This is a genomic window from Botrimarina sp., assembly GCF_040219535.1.
Classification (GTDB): Bacteria; Planctomycetota; Planctomycetia; order Pirellulales; family Lacipirellulaceae; genus Botrimarina.
This window is the reverse complement of the sequence record NZ_JAVJSH010000020.1, coordinates 158,968-178,991: the sequence shown is the minus strand read 5'-3', so window position 1 is coordinate 178,991 and position 20,024 is coordinate 158,968. Positions and strand designations below refer to the sequence as shown.

Annotated in this window: 11 protein-coding genes; 3 read left to right on the top strand and 8 right to left on the bottom strand. The window is 70.3% G+C overall.

What is annotated here, in order from left to right; all coding sequences use genetic code 11:
- Positions 1–26 precede the first annotated feature (26 nt).
- On the bottom strand, positions 27–1,286 hold the full coding sequence (locus RIC11_RS10970; RefSeq protein ID WP_350211161.1) for an acyltransferase family protein: 1,260 nt from the start codon (positions 1,284–1,286) through the stop codon (positions 27–29).
- Positions 1,287–1,469: 183 nt separating this feature from the next.
- On the opposite strand from RIC11_RS10970, the gene RIC11_RS10965 reads away from it, so the two are divergent.
- Positions 1,470–2,645 carry a Gfo/Idh/MocA family protein gene (locus RIC11_RS10965; protein ID WP_350211159.1) on the top strand — a complete coding sequence of 392 codons (1,176 nt, stop codon included), beginning with the start codon at positions 1,470–1,472 and terminating at the stop codon, positions 2,643–2,645.
- Positions 2,646–2,780: 135 nt separating this feature from the next.
- On the top strand, positions 2,781–10,220 hold the full coding sequence (locus RIC11_RS10960; protein WP_350211157.1) for an SDR family NAD(P)-dependent oxidoreductase: 7,440 nt from the start codon (positions 2,781–2,783) through the stop codon (positions 10,218–10,220).
- A 6-nt stretch (positions 10,221–10,226) separates the two neighbouring features.
- Here RIC11_RS10960 and RIC11_RS10955 read toward each other — a convergent pair whose 3' ends face one another.
- The 6 genes from RIC11_RS10955 to rpmG all read right to left on the bottom strand — a co-directional run bounded on the left by RIC11_RS10955 (position 10,227) and on the right by rpmG (position 17,251).
- Positions 10,227–10,652, bottom strand: a complete 426-nt coding sequence (locus RIC11_RS10955; protein WP_350211155.1) for a gamma-glutamylcyclotransferase family protein — start codon at positions 10,650–10,652, stop codon at positions 10,227–10,229.
- 68 nt (positions 10,653–10,720) lie between these two features.
- Complete coding sequence (locus tag RIC11_RS10950) at positions 10,721–12,178, bottom strand: hypothetical protein (RefSeq protein ID WP_350211153.1); 1,458 nt, start codon at positions 12,176–12,178, stop codon at positions 10,721–10,723.
- Positions 12,179–12,246: 68 nt separating this feature from the next.
- Complete coding sequence (gene lepA / locus RIC11_RS10945) at positions 12,247–14,046, bottom strand: translation elongation factor 4 (protein ID WP_350212036.1); 1,800 nt, start codon at positions 14,044–14,046, stop codon at positions 12,247–12,249.
- Between the two features lie 252 nt (positions 14,047–14,298).
- A complete protein-coding gene (locus tag RIC11_RS10940; protein WP_350211151.1) occupies positions 14,299–15,093 on the bottom strand; it encodes a hypothetical protein in 795 nt (264 codons plus the stop codon).
- 59 nt (positions 15,094–15,152) lie between these two features.
- Positions 15,153–16,910, bottom strand: a complete 1,758-nt coding sequence (gene recJ, locus RIC11_RS10935; protein WP_350211150.1) for a single-stranded-DNA-specific exonuclease RecJ — start codon at positions 16,908–16,910, stop codon at positions 15,153–15,155.
- A 164-nt stretch (positions 16,911–17,074) separates the two neighbouring features.
- Positions 17,075–17,251, bottom strand: coding sequence for a 50S ribosomal protein L33 (gene rpmG / locus RIC11_RS10930; RefSeq protein ID WP_350211148.1), 177 nt, complete (start codon positions 17,249–17,251; stop codon positions 17,075–17,077).
- A 309-nt stretch (positions 17,252–17,560) separates the two neighbouring features.
- Here rpmG and RIC11_RS10925 point away from each other — a divergent pair, with 309 nt between their 5' ends.
- On the top strand, positions 17,561–18,991 hold the full coding sequence (locus tag RIC11_RS10925) for an Nramp family divalent metal transporter (RefSeq protein WP_350211146.1): 1,431 nt from the start codon (positions 17,561–17,563) through the stop codon (positions 18,989–18,991).
- 91 nt (positions 18,992–19,082) lie between these two features.
- On the opposite strand, the gene RIC11_RS10920 is transcribed toward RIC11_RS10925, so the two are convergent.
- Positions 19,083–19,646 carry a thioredoxin domain-containing protein gene (locus RIC11_RS10920; protein WP_350211144.1) on the bottom strand — a complete coding sequence of 188 codons (564 nt, stop codon included), beginning with the start codon at positions 19,644–19,646 and terminating at the stop codon, positions 19,083–19,085.
- Positions 19,647–20,024: the final 378 nt, after the last annotated feature.

The window sequence follows — 20,024 nt, the reverse complement described above, 5'->3', positions numbered from 1 at the left end:
CTGCGGCGCCTAGGGGGACCGGGCCGTTAGACCCGGATAGTCCAGCCGCGTGACCACATCCAGGCGAGCAACAACCACCAACACGCGACGAACCAGCACGCGTAGGCGACCGAGGCGAGCCGCGGATCGTTCAGGCCGACGGTGTGCAGCGGCTCGACGAAGCCGTTGGTGTAGATCCAATCCTTAAGCGTCCGGTCGCTCACTCGGAAGACCGTCAGCGCCCTGGCGACGAAACCGGACGCGACGAAGACAAAGATCGCGTTCACGCCGACCACCTCGAAAGCGGTCGCGACGCGGCGGACGCGGGGCGATTCTCTCCCGTACCGGTCGAACACGGCCAAGCAAGCCGCCAGGCAAACCATGCCCAGGCCGCCGCTCACGAGCACGAAGCTCGGCGTCCACAACGCCTTGTTGACGTACTGGCCCCACCCCGGGTGCGGCCCGTTGTGCCAGAGCCATCCCGCCGCCGCTAGCAAGCCGCCAACGGCGAGCAGGCCGATGAGGGTCCGCCCTCCCGCCGCGTCCGCCCCGCGGAGCCGGCGGCCGACAGCGTAGCCGATCAGCACCGTGACGATCGACGGCAACGTGCTGAGGAGCCCTTCCGGGTCGGTCGGGTGGCTCGTCGCCTGGGTCCACATGTGCGGTTCGCCGATGACGGCCACGTCGACGACCCGCACGATGTTGCCGGTGGGCGTCATCCGCTCGGCGGGGGGCACGTCGGGAGGCGCGAAATCGAGCAGCAGCGAGTACAGCACGAGCAGGCCGACCGCCGCGACCGCTTGTCCCCGGGCCCCCAGCGTCAGCACGATCACCGACCCGAACAGGTAAGCCAGGCCGATCCGCTGCAGCACGCCGGGCCAGCGCAGGGTGGCCCAGTCCCACGAATCGGAATACCCCAGCGGAACGGAGATCAGCCGACCCGACGCGTTGAGCAGCAGCCCCAACGCGATCAAAGAGAACACCCGGCGGGCAATCCGGCGCCACACGGCGGGCGTCGGCCGCCCGCGCTCGCCGGTGTACTTCGCGAAGCTGTAGGCCATCGCGACGCCGACCATGAAGAGAAAGAACGGGAAGATCAGGTCGGTCGGCGTCAGGCCGTGCCAATCGGCGTGTCCCAGAGGCCAGTACATCTGGCCCCAGTCGCCCGGGTTGTTGACCAGGATCATCGCCAGGATGGTCAGCCCTCGCATCACGTCGAGCGACAGCAACCTCCCGCGGTGGGCCGCCTGTCCGCCGGCTGGGGAGGACGCCTCGGCGGGGGCGGGGGTGGGGTGGACGGTTGTCATGCCGCACAGCATAGCGGCGCCGGATCGATCCGGCTCGCGGGCAAGCGCAGCCGTACCCGCGATCTTGCGGCATGCCGGTTGCTGGCGGGGGTTGCTGACCGCGGCGGCGGGGTTTGGTAGGCTGGCGGGTCCGCAACCCCGCGCCAGGCCCCTCCTCTTACCGTCATCGAGCCCTGTTCAGACATGGCAGACCAACTCAACGTCGGCATGATCGGCGCCCGCTTCATGGGGCGCACCCATTCGAACGCCTACACGAAGGTGGGCCAGTTCTTCGACTTGCCGCTCCAGCCGGTGATGAAATGGGTCTGCGCCCGTGACGGCGACGAGACACAGGCTTTCGCCGACCGGTTCGGCTGGTCCAAGAGCAGCGACGACTGGGAAGAGGTCGTCGCCGACAAGGGCATCGACCTGATCGACATCTGCACGCCGGGCGCGACCCACGCGCCGATCGCCATCGCGGCGGCCCAGGCGGGGAAGCACGTGTTTTGCGAGAAGCCCCTCGCGAATAGCCTCGACGACGCCCGCAAGATGCTAGCGGCCGTCCGCGAGGCGGGCGTGCGGCACATGGTGAATTTCAATTACCGGCGGTGCCCGGCCGTGTCGCTCGCGCGGCAGATGATCGCGGCGGGCGAGATCGGAGAGGTCCGGCAGTACCGGGCTGTTTACCTGCAGGACTGGTTGGTCGACCCGTCGGCGCCGATGAGCTGGCGGCTCGAGAAAGAGGTGGCCGGCTCCGGTGCGCACGGCGACCTGAACGCCCACCTGATCGACCTCGCGCGGTTCTTGACCGGCGACGAGATCACCCGGGTGGTCGGCGACCTGAAGACGTTCGTCACCGAACGCCCTTACCCCGACGGGTCGGGCGCGGGGATCGGCGCGTCGGGCGATTCGGGCAAGTCGGGGGTGGGCAAGGTAACCGTCGACGACGCCGCGGTGTTCCTAGCCCGTTTCGCGGGCGGGGCGATCGGCACGTTCGAGGCGACCCGCATGGCGACCGGCCGCAAGAACTACAACCGGTTCGAGATCAGCGGCAGCAAGGGCACGCTGGCGTGGAACTTCGAAGAGATGAATACGCTGGAGTACTACTCCACGGCCGAACCGACCAACCGCCAAGGCTTCAAGACCATCATGGCCACCGAACCGGACCACCCCTACGCCGGCGCCTGGTGGCCGCCGGGCCACTTGCTCGGCTACGAACACACGTTTGTGCATGGCGTGCGCGACCTGATCCAAGCGATCGCCGCCGGCGGCGACGTCGCGCCCGACTTCCGGGACGGCGCGCAGTGCGTCGCGGTGCTCGAGGCGGTCGAGTCGTCGGCCGAGTCGGGCGGTTGGCAAGACGTCGAGCGGGTGGAGTAGCCCCCCTAGCCGCGACACACACCGCACCAGCAAGAAGCGCCAGGAACCGCGCGACCTTTACCGACCGCTCAACAGGCGCCGTCAGGAAGACGGGCATCCGCGCCGCCTGCCCGGCGCCGTTCGTCACCCCTGCCGATGGCCGACCTGGACCGCCTCGCGAAGCTCTCCCCCGACCAGCGCAACCGCTTGCAGCAGCGCCTGGCGTCCCGCGCCGCCGCGAAGCTGCGTGCGGCGGCCGGCGCGCCGGCGCCCGCGCAGGCCGCCGGCCGCCAGCGCCCGGTCGAGCCCGGCGCGCCGATCGCGGTGATCGGGATGTCCGGCCGCTTCGCGGGCGCGCCGGACGTGGAGGCTCTTTGGCGGATGATCCGCGACGGCCGCGACGGCGTCACCGAGGTGCCGGCCGACCGTTGGAATGTCGACGACTTCTACGACCCGGCCGGCGGCCCGGGCAAGTCGACCACGCGTCGCGGCGCGTTCGTCGACGGCGTGGACTTGTTCGAGCCTACCTTCTTCGGTGTCACGCCGAGGGAGGCCTCCCGTATGGACCCGCAGCAGCGGATGCTGCTCGAGGTCGCGTGGGAGACTCTCGAGAACGCCGGCTGGCCCGCCGACCGCATCGCCGGCTCGGTGTGCGGCGTGTACGTCGGGGTCGGCGGCACCGACTACATGAAGGCGCCCGTCCACTCCGCGGGTTACTACCAGCTGATCGACGCGCACGTGGGGACCGGCAACGCCCTGTCGATCGCGTCGAACCGCGTGTCGTACGTGCTCGACCTGAAGGGCCCGAGCCTGTCGGTCGACACCGCGTGCAGCTCCAGCTCGCTCGCGATCCACCTCGCCGTGCAGAGCCTCCGCTCGGGCGAGTCCGACGCGGCCCTCGCGGGCGGCGTGAACGCGATCCTCGTCCCCGACGTGACCATCGCGTTCAGCCAAGCCCACATGCTCGCGCCCGAGGGGCGGTGCCGCTCGTACGACGCGGCGGCCAGCGGCTACGTGCGCGGCGAGGGCTGCGCGTTGGTCATGCTGAAGCGGCTGGACGACGCGCAGCGCGACGGCGACGACATCCTCGGTGTGATCCTCGGCAGCGCGGTCAACCAAGACGGCCGCACCGCCGGCATCGCCGCGCCGAGCGTGCACCAGCAGCAGGCGTGCCTGCACGCTGCACTAGCCGACGCGGGAATCTCGCCGGCGGATGTCGACTATGTGGAGGGCCACGGCACAGGCACCCCCTTGGGGGACCCGGTCGAGCTGCAAGCGCTGGCCGGCGTGTTCCGCGGCGACGGCGACGGGGACCGCCCGCTCTGGGTGACGAGCGTCAAGGCCAACATCGGCCACACCGAGACGGTGTCGGGCGTCGCTGGCTTGATCAAGACGCTCCTGCTTATGCGCCAAGAGCAGGTCCCGCCGCAGCTCCACCTGAAGCAGCTCAACCCGCACGCGGGCACGGCGGGTTCGCGGGTCCAACCGCTCCTGGAGCCGCAGCGGTGGCCGAGCCGGCTGGCCGAGGAGGGGCGGCGCCGGATCGCTGGCGTCAGCTCGTTCGGCTTTGGCGGCGCCAACACCCACATCGTCGTCGCCGAGGCGCCGCTGCCGCCGAGCGTCGACGACGCGACGCCCGACCGCCCGGCCCACGTGGTGAAGCTGGCCGCCAAGACGCCCGACCGCGTGCCCGAGCAAGCCAAGCGGCTAGCCGATTGGCTTCGCGCCGACGGCGCGGGAGCCGAGCCCGCCGATGTCGCCTACACGGCCAACACGGGGCGGTGCGACTTCCCCCACCGAGTGGCCCTCGTGGCGGCGGATCGGGACGAGTTGCTGGACCAGCTCGATAGCGTGGCGGCCGGCGCCCGAGCCGACGACGCCCTGCCGGCGCGCGACGCGGTCCGATCCTGCTGGCTCTTCACGGGGCAGGGCGCCCAGCGTTCGGGAATGGGAAGCCGGCTGTACGACGCCGAGCCCGTGTATCGCCGTGTCGTCCAGCGGTGCGACGCGGTCTTCGCCGAGCTGCTCGGCGTGCGCGTCGCCGACCTGCTGGCCGAGGCCGACGACCCGCGGGTCCACCAAACCCTCTACACGCAGCCCGCGCTGTTCGCGGTGGAGTGCGGGCTGGCGGAACTTTGGGGTTCGTGGGGCGCGCGGCCCGACGTGGTGCTCGGGCACAGCATCGGCGAGATCGCGGCCGCCGTGACGGCCGGCGTGCTCACCCTCGAGGACGGCGCCCGCTTGGTCGCCCACCGCGCCCGACTGATGCACGGCGCGCCCGGCGATGGCGGGATGGCGGTCGTGTTCGCCGACGCGGCGGCCGCTTCGGAAGCGCTAGAAGGCCGCCAAGACCGGCTGGCGATCGCCGCCGTAAACGGCCCGGCCAACACGGTGCTCTCGGGCGACAAGTTGGAGCTCCAGGCCGCGCTGGCCGACCTGCGCGAGCGGGGGATCGAGTCGAAGCGGCTGGACGTGTCGCACGCGTTCCACTCGCCGCTTATGGACCCGGTGCTCGACGAATTCCAGTCGATCGCCGGCCAGATCGAACACCGCCCGCCGCGCGTGCCCATCGCATCGAACGTGAAGGGCCGGCTCCTGACCGACGAGACCGCGCCGGCCGACTGGTCCGCTTACTGGCGCGACCACCTACGCAACACGGTTCGATTCACCGACGGCGTGGCCGCAGCCGCCGCGACGGGCGCCACGCATTGGATCGAGGTCGGCCCGGCGCCGGTGCTGGCCGGAATGGCGGCGAAGTCGGGCGCGGCGTTCGCTGGCGAGCCGCGCTGGATCCCTTCGCTGCGGCCGAGCGTCGACGACACGCGCGCGGTCATGGCCGCGCTGGCCTCGCACTGGGCCGGCGGCGGCTACGTGGACTGGCGGGGAGTCTACCGGGGGAGGGGCCGCCGGCGCTTGCCGCTGCCCAACTACCCGATGAAGCGCGAACGCTTCTGGTACGAGAACCTCCAGCCGGCGCACGGCCCGAACGCGGTCGCCCGCGCCGGCGAGGGCGACTCGCCTACGCTCGGCGCGCGGCTGCCGGTCGCGACGGGCGGCGACCTGTACGAGGCGCCCGTCGACGACCACACCCCGGCCTGGATCGGCGACCACCGCGTGAGCGGCTCGATCGTCGCGCCGGCGTCGCTGTACCTGGAGCAAGCGCTCGCCGCCGCGTGCAGCGTGGCCGACGGGTCGCCGAGCCCGGTGCTGGTGACCGATGTCGAGATACGCCGCGCCCTGACCGTCGCGGACAAGTCGCGTCTGCGGGTGCAGACGCACGTCGAGGGTGGGGCTTACGACCGTCGCAGCGTATCGATCCACGCGGCGCCCTCCGACCAGCGGAAGGCCGAGTGGGTCGAACACGCCGTGGCGACCATCCGTCGCTGGGATGCGGCGCCCGCTGTCGCGCCGGCGGACAGGCAGGGCGTGGAGGGCCGCGCCGTCCAGCGGCTGCGCCGCGCGGAGTTCTACCGGCAGATCGGCGAGCGGGGCCTCGAGTACGGTCCCGCGTTCCGGGTGCTGGAGGATGTCTATCGGTCCGAATACGACGCGTTCGCCGACCTGGCGCCCCACAAGTCGGTCGCCGCCGAGGTGGACCGCTACCGCTTGCACCCGGTGCTCGGGGATGCGTTGCTGCAGACCGTTGCGTGCACGCTGCCACTGGAAGCCGATGGCTCGAACAGCCCGTACACGTATCTGCCTGTGCGCGTCGAGTCGGTCCGCAGCTGGCGGGCCATCAAGAAGGGAGAGCCGCTGCACGCCTACGCGGTGCGTCGGGACCCGGCTCCGAGCTCCCAGCAAGCTAGCCCGAACACGATCGACGCCGACGCGTGGCTCCTCGACGGCGACGGCCGGCCGATCGTTGAACTCCGGGGCGTCCGAGCCAAGCGGCTCGCCGACCCAGCCGGCCGGGGCCGCATCGCCAAGCCGACCGACTGGCTTTACCAGACCCAGTGGCGGCCGGCGCCGCTGACGAAGGGCGCGACCGGCGAGGGCCCCGTCGTGGTGTTCGGCGGCGATCCAGCGCTGGCCGACAGCTTGGCACGACGCGCTCTGGCGGCGGGGTCGGCGGTCGTGGAGGCCCGCTTTGGCGATCGCTTCGCTTCGCCGACCGCGGGCAACGGCGCCGTGAAGCCGATCCGTTACACGATCGACCCGACCAACCGCGACCACTTCGCGCGGGTCTTGGCCGAGCTGCCGCAGCCCCCCTCGGCTGTGGTGTGTTTGGCGGGAATCGAGATCGCGGACAGCGAGGAGGGCTGGTCCCGCGTGACCGATCGCGGCGCCGGCGCGGTGCTGCGGTTGCTCCAAGCGGTGGGCCAGCGGCCCTCAGCAGAGCACGGCGTGATCGTCGTCACCCGCGGTGGGCAGAGCGTCGGGAGCGCGGCGGCCTCGCCGGTGCAAGCGGCCACGGTTGGGCTTTGCCGGTCGGCGATGATGGAGCGACCCGAATTGCGCGTGCGGCTCGTCGACTTGCCCGTCGGCGCCGACGACGCGGGCCCCGTGTGGGACGAGCTGGCGGCCGCCGGCGACGAGACCCAGGTCGCCCACCGAGACGGGCAACGCCTCGCGCCGCGACTCGCCCCGGCCGAGGCGCTCGCCTCGCAGGCCCGGCAGGGCGGCGCCGCGCCGCCCCGGGTCGAGAGCTGGCGGCTCGGCATGGAACGCGTGGGCTCCTTCGACACGCTGCGCTACGCGCCGCACCCGCGCGAAGCGCCGGGCGACGGCGAGGTCGAGATCCAGGTGCACGCGACCGGTCTTAATTTCTCCGATGTGCTGAAGGCCCTCGGTTTGTACCCGGGCGTCAAAGAAGGCGAGGCGCCGCTCGGCATCGAAGCGTCGGGCGTGGTGGTCCGGGTGGGGCCGGGTGTCGAGCACCTGCGCGTCGGCGACGAGGCCATCGGCGTGGGGCCCAACGCGTTTGCCTCCCACATGAAGACCCGGGCCTACGCGGTCGTGCCTAAACCGCCGGGGGTCACGCACGCCCAGGGGGCCACGATCCCAATCGTGTTCCTGACCGCCCACCACGCGCTGGTCGACTTGGCCCGGCTGGAGCGCGGCGAGCGGGTGCTGATCCACGCGGGCGCGGGGGGGGTTGGCCTCGCGGCGTTGCAGGTCGCGCAGCACGCCGGCGCGGAGGTCTTCGCCACGGCCGGCAGCGACCGGAAGCGCGACCTGTTGCGTTCGCTGGGCGTGGCGCACGTGATGGACTCCCGCTCCCTCGAGTTCGTCGACCGGGTGAGAGAAGCCACCGGCGGCGAAGGCGTCGACGTTGTCCTAAACTCGCTCCCCGGCGAGGCCATCGACGCCAGCCTCGGCCTGCTGCGCGCCTATGGCCGGTTCTGCGAGATCGGGAAGATCGACATCTACCGCAACCGCAAGATCGGGCTCCAGCCGTTCCAGGACAACCTGTCGTACTTCGCGATCGACCTCGACCGATTGCTCCGCGAACGCCCCCGGCACGTGCGAGAGCTGTTCGCGGCCGTGATGCGGCGGTTCGCCGAGGGGGCCTACCGCCCGCTGGAAGTCACCGAGTTCCCGACCCACGAGGTTGTCGACGCGTTCCGCTACATGTCGCAGCGGAAGAACATCGGGAAGGTGGTGGTGTCGATGCGCGTCGACGAGGCGGCGGCCGACCGGTCGGGCGTGGTGCGCGGCGGGGGCTACCTGGTCACGGGCGGCTTGGGCGCCCTGGGACGCAAGGTCGCCCAGTGGCTCGCGGCTAACGGCGCCGGGGGCGTCGCTTTGCTCTCGCGCCGCGCTGCGGGTGAAGCGGATCGCGGCTTCTTGGAAGACCTTGAGGGGCGCGGCGTGCAGGCGGTCGCGCTGCGTGGCGATGTGGCCGACGCGGCCTCGCTCGACGCGGCCCTGGCGGGCCTGCCCGAGGGCTTCCCGCCGGTAGCCGGCGTGATCCACGCGGCCGGCGTGCTCGACGACGCGTTGCTAGACGACCTCAACGGCGATCGGCTCGAGAAGGTTCTCATGCCCAAAGCGATCGGCGCTTGGAACCTCCACAACGCCACGCGGCGGCACGGGTCGCCGCTGGCCGGCGTCGAGCAGTTCGTGCTGTTCTCTTCGGTGGCGGCGACCCTCGGCTCGCCGGGCCAAGCCAACTACGCGGCCGCCAACGCGGCGCTCGACGCGCTGGCCGCCCACCGCCGCCAAGCCGGCCTGCCGGCGGTGAGCGTCGCGTGGGGACCCTGGGGCGACGACCACGGGAGCGGCGCCGGCATGGCCTCGGGGGACACGGCCCGGGCGGTCGCCGCGAAGGGCATGGGGATGCTCCCGCCGGAGCCGGCGCTGGCGTTGCTGGGCGACCTGCTCCGCACCGACCCCGTCCACGCGGTTGTCGTCGACGCGCGGTGGGACGCGATGTCGCGGCTGTTGGCGGGCCGCAAGCCGCCGTTGCTCGAGGGGCTGCTCGTCGACGAGGCTCAAGCCCCCGGCGGCGAGAGCCCGGCGCGGTTCCGCCTGCTCGACGCCGCGCCGGCCGAGCGGCTGGGGCTGATAGCCGAGTTGGTGCACGGGGAGCTTGCGCGGGTCACGAACGTGCCGCGCGACGAGATCAAGGTGGACCAGCCGCTGACGACGCTCGGCATCGACTCGTTGATGGCGCTCGAGCTGAAAAACAACCTCGAGAGCAAGCTCGCGATCACCCTGCCGATGAGCAAGCTGCTCGCCGGGCCGAGCGTGACCACGCTCGCCGAGGCGGCCCTCGACGAGCTCGTCGGCGAATCGCCCGATCGCCCCGGAGCCGCGGAGGAAAGCTGGCGTCCGCTGGTGCAGTTGGCCGCCGGCGCCGACGGCTCGACGCCGCTCGTGTTCATGCCGGTCCTCGGCGGCGACGTCGGCGCCTACCGCTACGTGACAGCCGGCCTCCCCCCGGACCGACCGGTGTACGCGGTGCGGCCGCGCGGGCTCGACTCCGCGCAACCACCCCACAAGCACGTCGGCCACGCCGCAGAGGACTACGCCGCCGCGATCGTTGAGGCCTTCCCGGGCCGTGCGGTCGAGCTGGCGGGTTGGTCCACCGGTGGCATCACCGCGCTGGCCGTCACGCAGGCGCTCGAGCGTCGCGGCGCACGCGTGGAGCGCGTCACGCTGCTAGACAGCCCGCCGCCGGGCGTTTACGACCGGGTCGACACCGACGACGACGCGGTCTTCCTCGCTTCGATCCTCGATTTCGCGGCGCGGTTCTCCGGCAAGTCGTCGATGGCCGTCGACTCGGCCGCGCTCGCCGAACTCGACGAGTCGCAGCGCTTCGCCGCCACCCTGGCCGAGGCCCAACGGGCGGGAATCGTCCCCGGGGAAGTCGACGAGGCTTACGTGCGCCGGCTGGTCGCGGTCGGCGAGGCGCTGGTCGTCGCTACCCGCGCGTACCAGCACGCTGCCGTGCACGCGCCCGTCGAGTACGTACGCGCGGCGGTCCACGGCGGCCTGGGAGAGGTGACCAGCGGCATCGAGGCCAACGTGCACGCGTGGCGGGAGCTCCTCGGCGACTCGCTCTCCGAGCACGAGGCCCCCGGCGACCACTTCTCGATGATGAGCGGCGAGGGCGCCGCGGTGATCGCCCGGGTGCTCGCCCAGGCCCCGTAACCCCGGTCACCGCGCGGCGAAGTCGCCCGACGGGACGCGCGGCAGGCGGTCGGTCGCGCCGAGGAACAGGTAAGCGAGCGCGCTGAGCCTGCGGCCGTCGCCCAGTTCGACCGCGACCGTGCGTCGCTCGTACTCGGCGCCCTCGTAGCGGTCCAGCCGATCGAAGACGCCCGGGTCTTCGACCCGGTAGACCTCGCCGCGCACGACGTCCGCCGGGTCGTCCGACGCGACGACCGCCGGGTACACCAGCGTCCCCCGAGGCCCCTGGACGACGTGCATCCGGCCGCGGAGTGTCGCCCGCCCGAGGAGATTCGCCGCTTGCCTCAACGCGACCGCGTGCGCGTTGTGGTAGCGGCTCATCAGCGTGCCGTAGACGAACAGGTGATGGTCCGCCTCGGTCCGGACCGCCCTTGTTGGTTCGATCGCGCGCATCGAAGGGGGAGGGTCTTGATGCTTCTGTGGCGACGCGCCCGGCGAGAGCCCCGGTCGGACCCTGGGGGCTAGTGGTAGGTGAACGACACGGTGGCCGTGCACGCGTCGTTGGCGCGGGCGCGGACCCAGTGGGCGCTGTACCCGTCGGGGAACGTGTGGTGGACGTAGCCGCCCGCCGGCAACTCGATGCTGCGATACTCGCGCCACCGACCGGAGCCGAGGAAGTCGATCTCGATCGAGACCGCCGCTGCGCGGTCGGAGTCGTTCGCGAGGTGGACGACCTTCTTGTCGAAACCGGTCATCAAGAACGGGTCGGACACCTGTCCGGCCTCGACGTCGTCTTCCCACCAGACAGCGCCCCAGCCGGACGGCTTGCCCCAGCCCCAGAGTTCGTCGATGTGCCCCAGCCAGAGCCCCGATTGGGGCTGGCCGACCGCGTTGTCGGTCTGATCGCCGGCGAGCACGAGCATCCCCCGCCAGGACACCATGTCTGGGCAGATCCTCAGGTGGCTGGCGATCGGCTTGATTCCCACGACCGTGCCGCCGTAGACCGTCGGCGGGAGCTCGTAAAAGAGGCCGAACGCGTCCATCAGGTACCGCTCGGTTTGCACCTCGCGGATGCGCATCCACTCGGTGTTCCAAGTGTGGTCCCACGCTTGCGAGCCCTTCGGCAACCGGTACCGGCGCCACTCACCCCCGTGCAGCACGCGCAAGATCACGGACGCGCGGTCCCAGCCGATCGCGTAGAGCGAGTTGCCGTACCGCTTCCCCGTGCTGGGGTTCTGCTTACCCGCGACCTCGACGTACGGATTCGCTTCGAGAGTCTTCCATGTCCGCCCATCCCACTCGGCGAGCCGGCCGGCGGCGCGCTGGCCGAGGTACTCTTGTTCCTCGTAGGTGTTGTTCGCCACAACCAGCCGCCCCTGCGCGGTGTGGGCGCCCTTGAAGTGTGGCTGGGCGCCCTCGGGCAGGTCGAGTTCCTCGCGTAAATCAGCGAGCCGGTTGGTCTCGAGGGTCTCGAGGTCCGCTTCGAACAGCAGGCCCTCCATGGTGAGAAAGTAGGCTTTCTTCTCCGGCTCTTCCAGATGCCGCGCGGTGGCCGTGAGCCGGTGCTTGGCGAGCCCCTCGAGAGTGCGGACCTTCCCTTCCGCGTCGATCAGGTGCGGCCCGATTACCGCCTGTTCGGTTTCCCAGTGGACCATCCGGTTGGCGAAGGTGCCGGTGATCGACGCGGGGTGCTTGCGGAACGCGAGGTCTTCGTCGATCTCGTACAGACCGATCCCGTCGCCCCGGATGTGGGCGACGTAGCCGATCGCCCACAGCCGATCGGCCCACGGGATCAACGCGCCGATACCGGTCTCGGATCGGCTGCCCACGCCGGGCGCCATGACGGTCATGTCGGGAAAGACGTTCCCGACGCGCAGCGGCTGCCCCCTGTCCGGGCTGCTCTCCTGGCCTCGGCCGGCGCCGGCGAGCGTGATCATCGACAAGAGAGACAACGCGGCTAGGCTGCGGCGACAGGGCATCTGGAGCGGGCCTCTTGGCGGGCAGGGGACGGCTCCCCCGATAATACCCTCGCCGCGGGGCGGCGCCGCTACTTCTTCCCCTCTTCGTCGCCGGTCTCGAGGACCGCGAGGAACGCCTTCTGCGGGATGTCGACCGAGCCGATCGACTTCATCCGCTTCTTGCCTTCCTTCTGCTTTTCCCACAGCTTTCGCTTGCGGCTGATGTCGCCGCCGTAGCACTTCGCGGTGACGTTCTTGCGCATGGCGCTGATCGTCTCGCGGGCGACGATCCGCGTGCCGATCGCCGCCTGGAGGGCGACCTCGAACATGTGGCGGGGGATCTCTTCCTTGAGCTTCTTGATGACCGCGCGGCCACGCGCGTCGGCGTCGCGCTTGTCACAGACGATCGAGAGCGCGTCGACGCGTTCGTTCTTCACGAGGATGTCGAGCCGCACCAGGTCGCCCTTCTCGTAGCCCTTCAGCTCGTAGTCCATCGTGCCGTAGCCGCGGGTGATGCTCTTCAAACGGTCGTGCATGTCGTAGACGACCTCGGCTAGCGCGATGTCGTACACGAGCATCGATCGCGTCGGCGACAGGTACTCCTGCCGGACGAACTCCGCGCGGCGGTCGGCGCACAGCTTCATCACGCCGCCGATGTACTCGGTCGGGAGCACGAAGCTCACGCGCACGATCGGCTGCTGGAACTCCTCGATGTCGCCGATCTCGGGCACGCGGGTGGGGGTGTGGACCTCGCGCCACTCGCCGTCCTTGGTCTGGATCCGGTAGGTCACGTTCGGCGCGGTCTGGACCAGGTCGATGTCGGCCTCTTGCTCCAGTCGCTGCTGCACGATCTCCATGTGGAGCAGGCCGAGGAAGCCGCAGCGGAAGCCGAAACCGAGCGCGTCGGAGGTCTCCGGCTCGAAGACGAAACTCGGGTCGTTCACCTGCAGCTTCGAGAGGGCGTCGCGCAGGTTCTCGAAGTCCTGCCCGTCGCTCGGGTAAAGGCCGCAGAAGACCATCCGCTTCGGCTCTTGGTAGCCGGGCAGCGGCTTGGCCGGCTCGCCGCGTGCAAGGGTGACCGTGTCGCCGATGTGCACGTGGCCGAGCGACTTGATGTTGCAGATCAGGTAGCCGACTTGGCCGGTCGACAAGAAGTCGGTCTGCGTGCGGCGGGGGGTCTTCTGCCCCAGCTCGATCACCTCGTGCTCGGTCCCGGCCTGGAGGAACTTGATCCGGTCGCCCTTGCGGACCATTCCGTTCATCAGGCGCACGTAGATGATCGCGCCGCGGAATTCGTCGTACACGCTGTCGAACACCATCGCCTGGAGCGGCGCGGAGTTGTCGCCCTTGGGGGGCGGGATGCGGTTGATGACCGCCTCGATGACCTGGTCGCAGTTGAGGCCGGTCTTCGCGCTGCAGCCGATCGCCTCGCTCGCGTCGAGGCCGAGCGTGTGTTCGATCTCTTCGCGGACCTCGTCGGGGCGGGCGTGGTGCAGGTCGATCTTGTTGAGGATCGGGATGATCTCGAGGTCGTGGTCGATCGCGTTGTACGCGTTGGCGACCGTCTGGGCCTCGACGCCTTGGAACGCGTCGACGAGCAGCAGCGCTCCCTCGCAGCAGGTCAGCGAACGAGAGACCTCGTACTGGAAGTCGACGTGGCCCGGCGTGTCGATCAGGTTGAGCTCGTACTCTTGGCCTTTGTGCTGCGTCTTCATCGACACGGCGTTGGCCTTGATCGTGATGCCGCGTTGCCGCTCGAGGTCCATCTCGTCGAGGAACTGCTCCTTCATCTCCCGCTGGGTGACCGTGCCGGTTACCTCCAGCAGGCGGTCGGCCAGCGTGCTCTTGCCGTGGTCGATGTGGGCAATGATCGAGAAATTGCGGATCATCGCAGGATCGATCGGCTCACCCGGCTTGCGTTTCTTGGCCGGTCCGGGGGAGGGCTTCGGGGGGCTGGCGGGGGCGTCGGCCATGCGGGGGGAACACGGGAGGGCAGGTCAGACTCGGAGGGCGGGCCTAGCGGCTCGGGCCCGAGCCCCCTATTTGAATCCCCCGCCGCCGCCGGCGGAAGAGCGGCGGGGGCGGTTTCCTCCGGGGTTTCCCGACGGGAACGGCCCTCCTAGCAGCCTCCAGTGGGGCAATTACCAGTTCAAAACGGAGTACGCCCCGTCGACTGTATTGGCGAGGGCGTAGAAGACCGCGACAGCCACCCCCAGCCAGTGCAGCCAGTCTCTGGAGATCGCACGACGACGGTCGCTCAGCGCGGCCGTGAGGATCACCGCTAGCAGCACCGGGCCGACCACAAGCTCGGCAAGCTGGTGCGACTTCCAGAACCAGTCAGAAACGACATCGTTGAGCGCCGCGACGTGCTGAGGCGCCAGACACACCAAAACGCCGCCTGAGATCCAGAACAAGAGCGACCACCAACGCTGGTCGAGTGTGAGCAACGCGATCAGCAGAAAGCAGCAACCGACCAGCGTGCAGTCGACGAGTCTCTGCGCGTGCCACGCATAGTAGGTCGCGTAGTAGTCCGGAGCGCCCACCGTGCGCAGGTAGTACACCAAGCCGCCGATCAGTTGCAGCGGCATCGAGAGCAACAGGGCCACGAGGACCCAATGCCCCGGCTGGAATTGTTGCCCTTCCCGAGCCCGCCGGAACAACGTGGTCGCCGACCCCAACGCCGTTCCAAAGACCGCGACGCTCACGACACGGTAGAGGAGCCAGTAGGCCGCCTCGAATGGCTCCTTCGGGGGCTCTCCCAACCACAGCGGTTGCAGCCCCGCGTACAGGCAGCAGCCGGTCGACAGTCCAAGCACGTCGAGAATCCGCAGCCGCTGCCGCAACCGATTGCCACGAGTCTGCGTCGGCGCATCCGCGTCAGTATCTAGCGGCTCTTCGATCTGGTTCTCTAGGCGGTCGTGCTGCACAACCGCCATTATGCGCTCGAAGATGCTGCCGTCTCGACTGGCTCGACGGGAGGCACGCCACGCGGACGTTAGAACGATCCGCTTTCCCCCGCCTTCCAATCCGCCAGGTGCATCTCCACCGAGCGGTAACCCCGGAACGTGTTGATCACCGGGCGGAACGCGACCTCGAACGGGCCGTCGAGCCGGCGGAGTTCTTCTTCGCGTTCCCCCGCGCCGAACGCCACCGCCCGCAGCTTCACGCCCGACTGCACGAGGTCCACCGACAGGTGGCGGCCGCCACCCATCGGGCGTGGCGCCGAGGCCAGCCGAACGCCGCCGCAGCAGAGGGTGGGCCGCTGGTTGCCGTGGCCGAAGGGCGCCAGGCGTTCGATCTGGGCGACCGTCTGGTGCGTGAGCGAAGACAGCGGCGCCTCGGCGTCGATGGCCAGCTCAGCGGCGTCGCCGTTGGGGCCCAGCACGCTCGCCGCATGCGCGCAGAAGTCGATGCGGAACGCTTCGAGCCGCGACTCGTCGACACGCAGGCCGGCCGCTGCCGCGTGGCCGCCGTGGCTGGCGAGGTGCTCGCCGGCTGCTGCCAGCGCCGCGCAGAGGTTGAAGCCCGGCACGCTCCGCCCGGAGCCGATCGCCGGCTTGGCGCCGAGCTTGTCGAGCGAGATGACCACCACCGGCTTTGCGTACTGCTCGGCCAGCTTGCCCGCCACGATGCCGATCACGCCCGGGTGCCAGTCCCGTCCGGCGAGCACCAACGCCGGGTCGCTGTCCGGCGAGAAGCACTGCTTGGCTTCTTTGCGGGCGGCCAGCAGCACGCTCCGCTCGACCGTTTTGCGGGTCTCGTTCAGCTCGTCGACGTACGCGGCGAGCTCGGCGGCGCGGGCCGGGTCGTCGGTCGTCAGCAGTTCGACGGCTAGCTCTGCTTGCCCGAGCCGCCCGGCCGCGTTCAGGCGCGGGGCCACGGAAAAGCCTAGGTCTTCCCCTTCCAAGGCGGGCTTCTTCGTCAGGCCGGCGACCTTCTCGAGCTCGGCGAAGCCAACCGTCGGCGAGTGCCGCAGCGCCGCGAGGCCGTGCCGCACGAGGATGCGGTTCTCGTCGATGAGGGGCACCACGTCGGCCACGGTGCCGATCGCCGCAAGGCCGGTCGCCTGCAACAAGAACCGCCGCATCGGCTCGCCGACGCGTTTGGCGTGGCTGGCCCGCTGGCAGAGCGCCCAGGCCAACTTGAACGCGACGGCGGCGCCGCAGAGGCCATCGAAGGGGTAGGGGTCGCCGGCGGTGGGGAGCTTCGGGTGCACGATGGCGGCCGCGTCGGGCAGGCGGTCGGCCATCTGGTGGTGGTCGGTGATGACCAGCCTGAGGCCCAGCTCTCGGGCGAGAGCCGCCTCGGCGACGCTCGCCACGCCGCAGTCGACCGTGACGACGGTCCGAATGCCGGCCTCCGCCAACCGACGCAGCGCATCGGCGTTGAGGCCGTAGCCCTCGTCGATCCGGTGCGGCACGTAGAGCCGCGCGTCGGCGCCGAGGAGCCGCAGGCACCTCAGCAGGATCGCCGCGGCGGTCATCCCGTCGGCGTCGTAGTCGCCGTAGACGGCGATCTTCTCGCGGTCGCGGACCGCGCGGCCGATCTCGTCCGCGGCGAGCGACACGCCGGGAAGCACCTCCGGGTCGCGCAGCCCGGTTAGCTTGGGCTCGAGAAACTCTCGCGCCGCGTTCGGGCAGTCGATGCCGCGGGCGATGAGCAGCTGGGCGAGCACGGGCGGGAGGCCGGCGGCCCGTTCGAGCTGGGCGATCCGAGCGGGGTCGTGCGTCGCAATCCGCCAGCGCTTTGGCATACCGTCCTTGTACCAGAAAAGGCGGAAGGCGGCGTGCGGGAGGGGGTAACTGAACGGCCCACCGACGCGGAAACGCCTGCCCTCCCCGCTCCGCCATCCACCCTTCAAACCGCGCAACACGCAACCGCCCGGCGGGTGGGCGGCTGGCGCCGGAGCCCCGCGCCCTACTTCTTCTTCTCGACGTGCAACGTGTGCTTGCGGAGCCGCGGGCTGTACCGCTTGAGCTTCAGCTTCTCCCCGCCGGGTTTGCGGCGGATCGTGTAGTTGTAGTCGCCCGTTTCTTCGCAAACGAGGAAGACGGTCTCGACCTTCTTTTTCCGTTTGCCACCGCTCTTGGCCATCGACGCACTCGCTGGGATCGATCAGTTGGACTGGGCTCGCCGAACAGGATCGGCTTTCGATTGGTCGGCCGGCCCGCCGACAGCCCCGTAGATTATCGGGCTTCGACGATCGGCGGAAGGCCCCGGCCCCCGGGGGGCGGCGGGGCGGCGGGGCGGCGAGACCCCGGCTCGCGGCGCGGCGGGGGTTTGCGTCGCCGTGCGGGGCGAGCCTACGCTACCCCTCGCCCGGGCCGGTCGGGACTCGTCGCTGGCCGCTGGGGACTTTTCGACCAGCCACTTGATCGCTTGGCCTCTTGATCGCTTGGGTAGATGAGTAAAAGCCCCGACCCGGGCGGTCCCGCAGCGGCCGCGATCGCCCCGCCACCCAAAGGGCTCGCCTTAGCCGCGGTGCTCGGGCCCTCGATCGTGTGGTGCGCCGAGTACATCGGATCGGGCGAGGTGATCCTCGCTACCCGGACCGGCGCGGTGCTCGGCGTGGGCGTGCTGTGGGCGGTCGTCCTTGGCGTGGCCCTAAAGTACTTCATCGGGCTGGCCGGCGGCTGGTACACGGCCGCCACGGGCGAAGGGCAGATCGACCTGCTCTCGAGGCTGCCCGGGCCCAAGAACGCCGTCGTGTGGCTGGTCCTCGTGGCGCAGCTCGCCGCTTCGGTCGTTTCGATCGGCTCGGTCTCGAGCGCGGCGGGAGTGTTCTTCTCGGCGATCACGCCGCTGCGGGCGGACGTTGCCGGCTGGATGGTCGCGCTGGTCGCCGTGGCGATGGCTTGGGTGGGCGAGTTCAAGCCACTTAAGATCGTGATGGCTTGCCTCATCACGGTGACCCTTGTCGGCGTGGTCGCCATCGCAGCGCAAGTCGCCCCGCCGCTGGCCGAACTGCTCGCCGGCCTTGTGCCCACCGTGCCGGAGGTGCCCGCCTGGGCGCTAGCCAAAGAAGATGTCTCCGGCAGCGCCTGGGCAGAGATGCTCCCGTTGCTGGGCTGGGGCGCGGGGGGGTTCGCCAGCCAGGTCTGGTACACCTACTGGATCATGGGCGCGGGCTACGGCGCGACGGCCGGAGGGCGTCAAGGACGGCCCGCCGACGTGGAGCGTCTCCGCCGGTTGAGCGACGAGGAGGTCGACCGCCTGCGGGGGTGGCGCCGCGTGGTGACGTTCGACGCGACCGTGGCTTTGGTCGTCGGCGCGAGTGTCACGAGTTGTTTCCTGATCGCTGGCGCCGGCGTGCTGCGGCCGCTCGAGTTGGCGCCGGAAGGGCCCGGTGTCGCGACGACGTTGGCCGAGGTGTTCGGCGGCCAGTGGGGTTCGACCGGCGCCACGCTGTTCCTCGTGGGCGGGGCTGCCGCGCTGTTGTCGACCCAGATCGCGCAGATCACCGGCTGGCCGATGCTGCTGGACGACTGCGTGCGGATTTGCCTCCCGAGGATCGCCGCGGGCAAATCGCCGCTGCGGCGCCGCCGCTTCTGGCTCGGATTTTACTTGTTGACGAGCATGACAATCGTGCACCAGTTCGGCGAGAAGCCCGTCGCCCTGGTCAAGACGGCCGCCATCGCCGACGGCCTGCTGCTGACGCCCGTGCAAGCCTTGGCCGTGCTCGTGGGCCTCTACTGGGTGATGCCGCGGCTGTTCACGCCCGAGGTCGCACGCCGGCTTCGGCCGGGGCCGTGGATCGGGGTGGGGCTCGTGGCCAGCTTCGTCGTGTTCACGTACTTCTGCGTGGTGCAGGCGCCGAAGCTGCTCTTCGAGTGACGCTCGGCCGGATCGTCGGCGCACGAGAAAGGGCTGAGCCATCGCATGGATGGCCCAGCCCCCGTTGTGCTCACTCGCTTTGCAACGAGGCTCAGCGGTTACGCAATTGGCAGCTCGGGCAGTAGGGACGCGGCGACGCGTTCATCGGCGACGAGAACGTCGGCGCCGAGAACGACGGCGTGGCGGCGGGCTGGGTCGCGACCGGCGAGTCGACGACTTGCTTGGCCACGGTGTAGCGCGTCTGGCCGAGGCGATCGCCCTCGGCGTGCAGGCTCAGCACTCGCTTCCACTCGGCGAGCGACACGTCGCCGGACACGCGGCGGAGGATCACCGAGCCCGACTTGTCGATGATCGCCACGTGCGGGAACGACGTCACCTTGAAGCCCTCGGCCACCTGCTTTCCGTAGTCGGTCGACACGTCGACGCGGCACAACGCGTAGCTGTCCAGCGGCAGGGCGCCGGACTCGGCCTTCAGCAGGTCGGGGTCCAGCCGGTTGGCTTCATCCGACGGGTCGTCCAAGACCACCAGCAGCGGCTGCGCTTCATGCTTGGTTTCGGCGAGCGCCGCGCCGTAATCGGCGTGCCACCCGCTGGTGTCGCCCTCGCTGGCTGACAAGCCGGCGACCATAGCGACCAACATCCAAGTCGTAAGCATCCTTCGTCTCCTAAGGGGAACTTGCGCCGCGGGCCGATCGGGGAGAACGTCGCCCCGGCAAGATTGCCGGGAGGAACGCGGGGGTGTCGGCGTCGGGACCGACTCGCGGCAGTTAGGCAGGGAGGCCGCCCGGAAGGAGTTCGCGACTGCGAGCGGGGGGGACGGCCCGGTAAGAAAGCCTCGGCTAGGTAGGAACGTCGAGCACCGACACCTCGCCGGGGGCATTGCCCCGGCCACTCGCAGAGCGAGCCTTCGCAGCGCTCGCTCAAGCGAGAGACCGACCGTATCCGCCGCGACCGATGGCACAAGGGGCGTGGCTGGAGAAATCTGCCGGTTAGCGCGGAAGCGCAGGCTGCTGCGACCTTGCGGTCTCCCGCG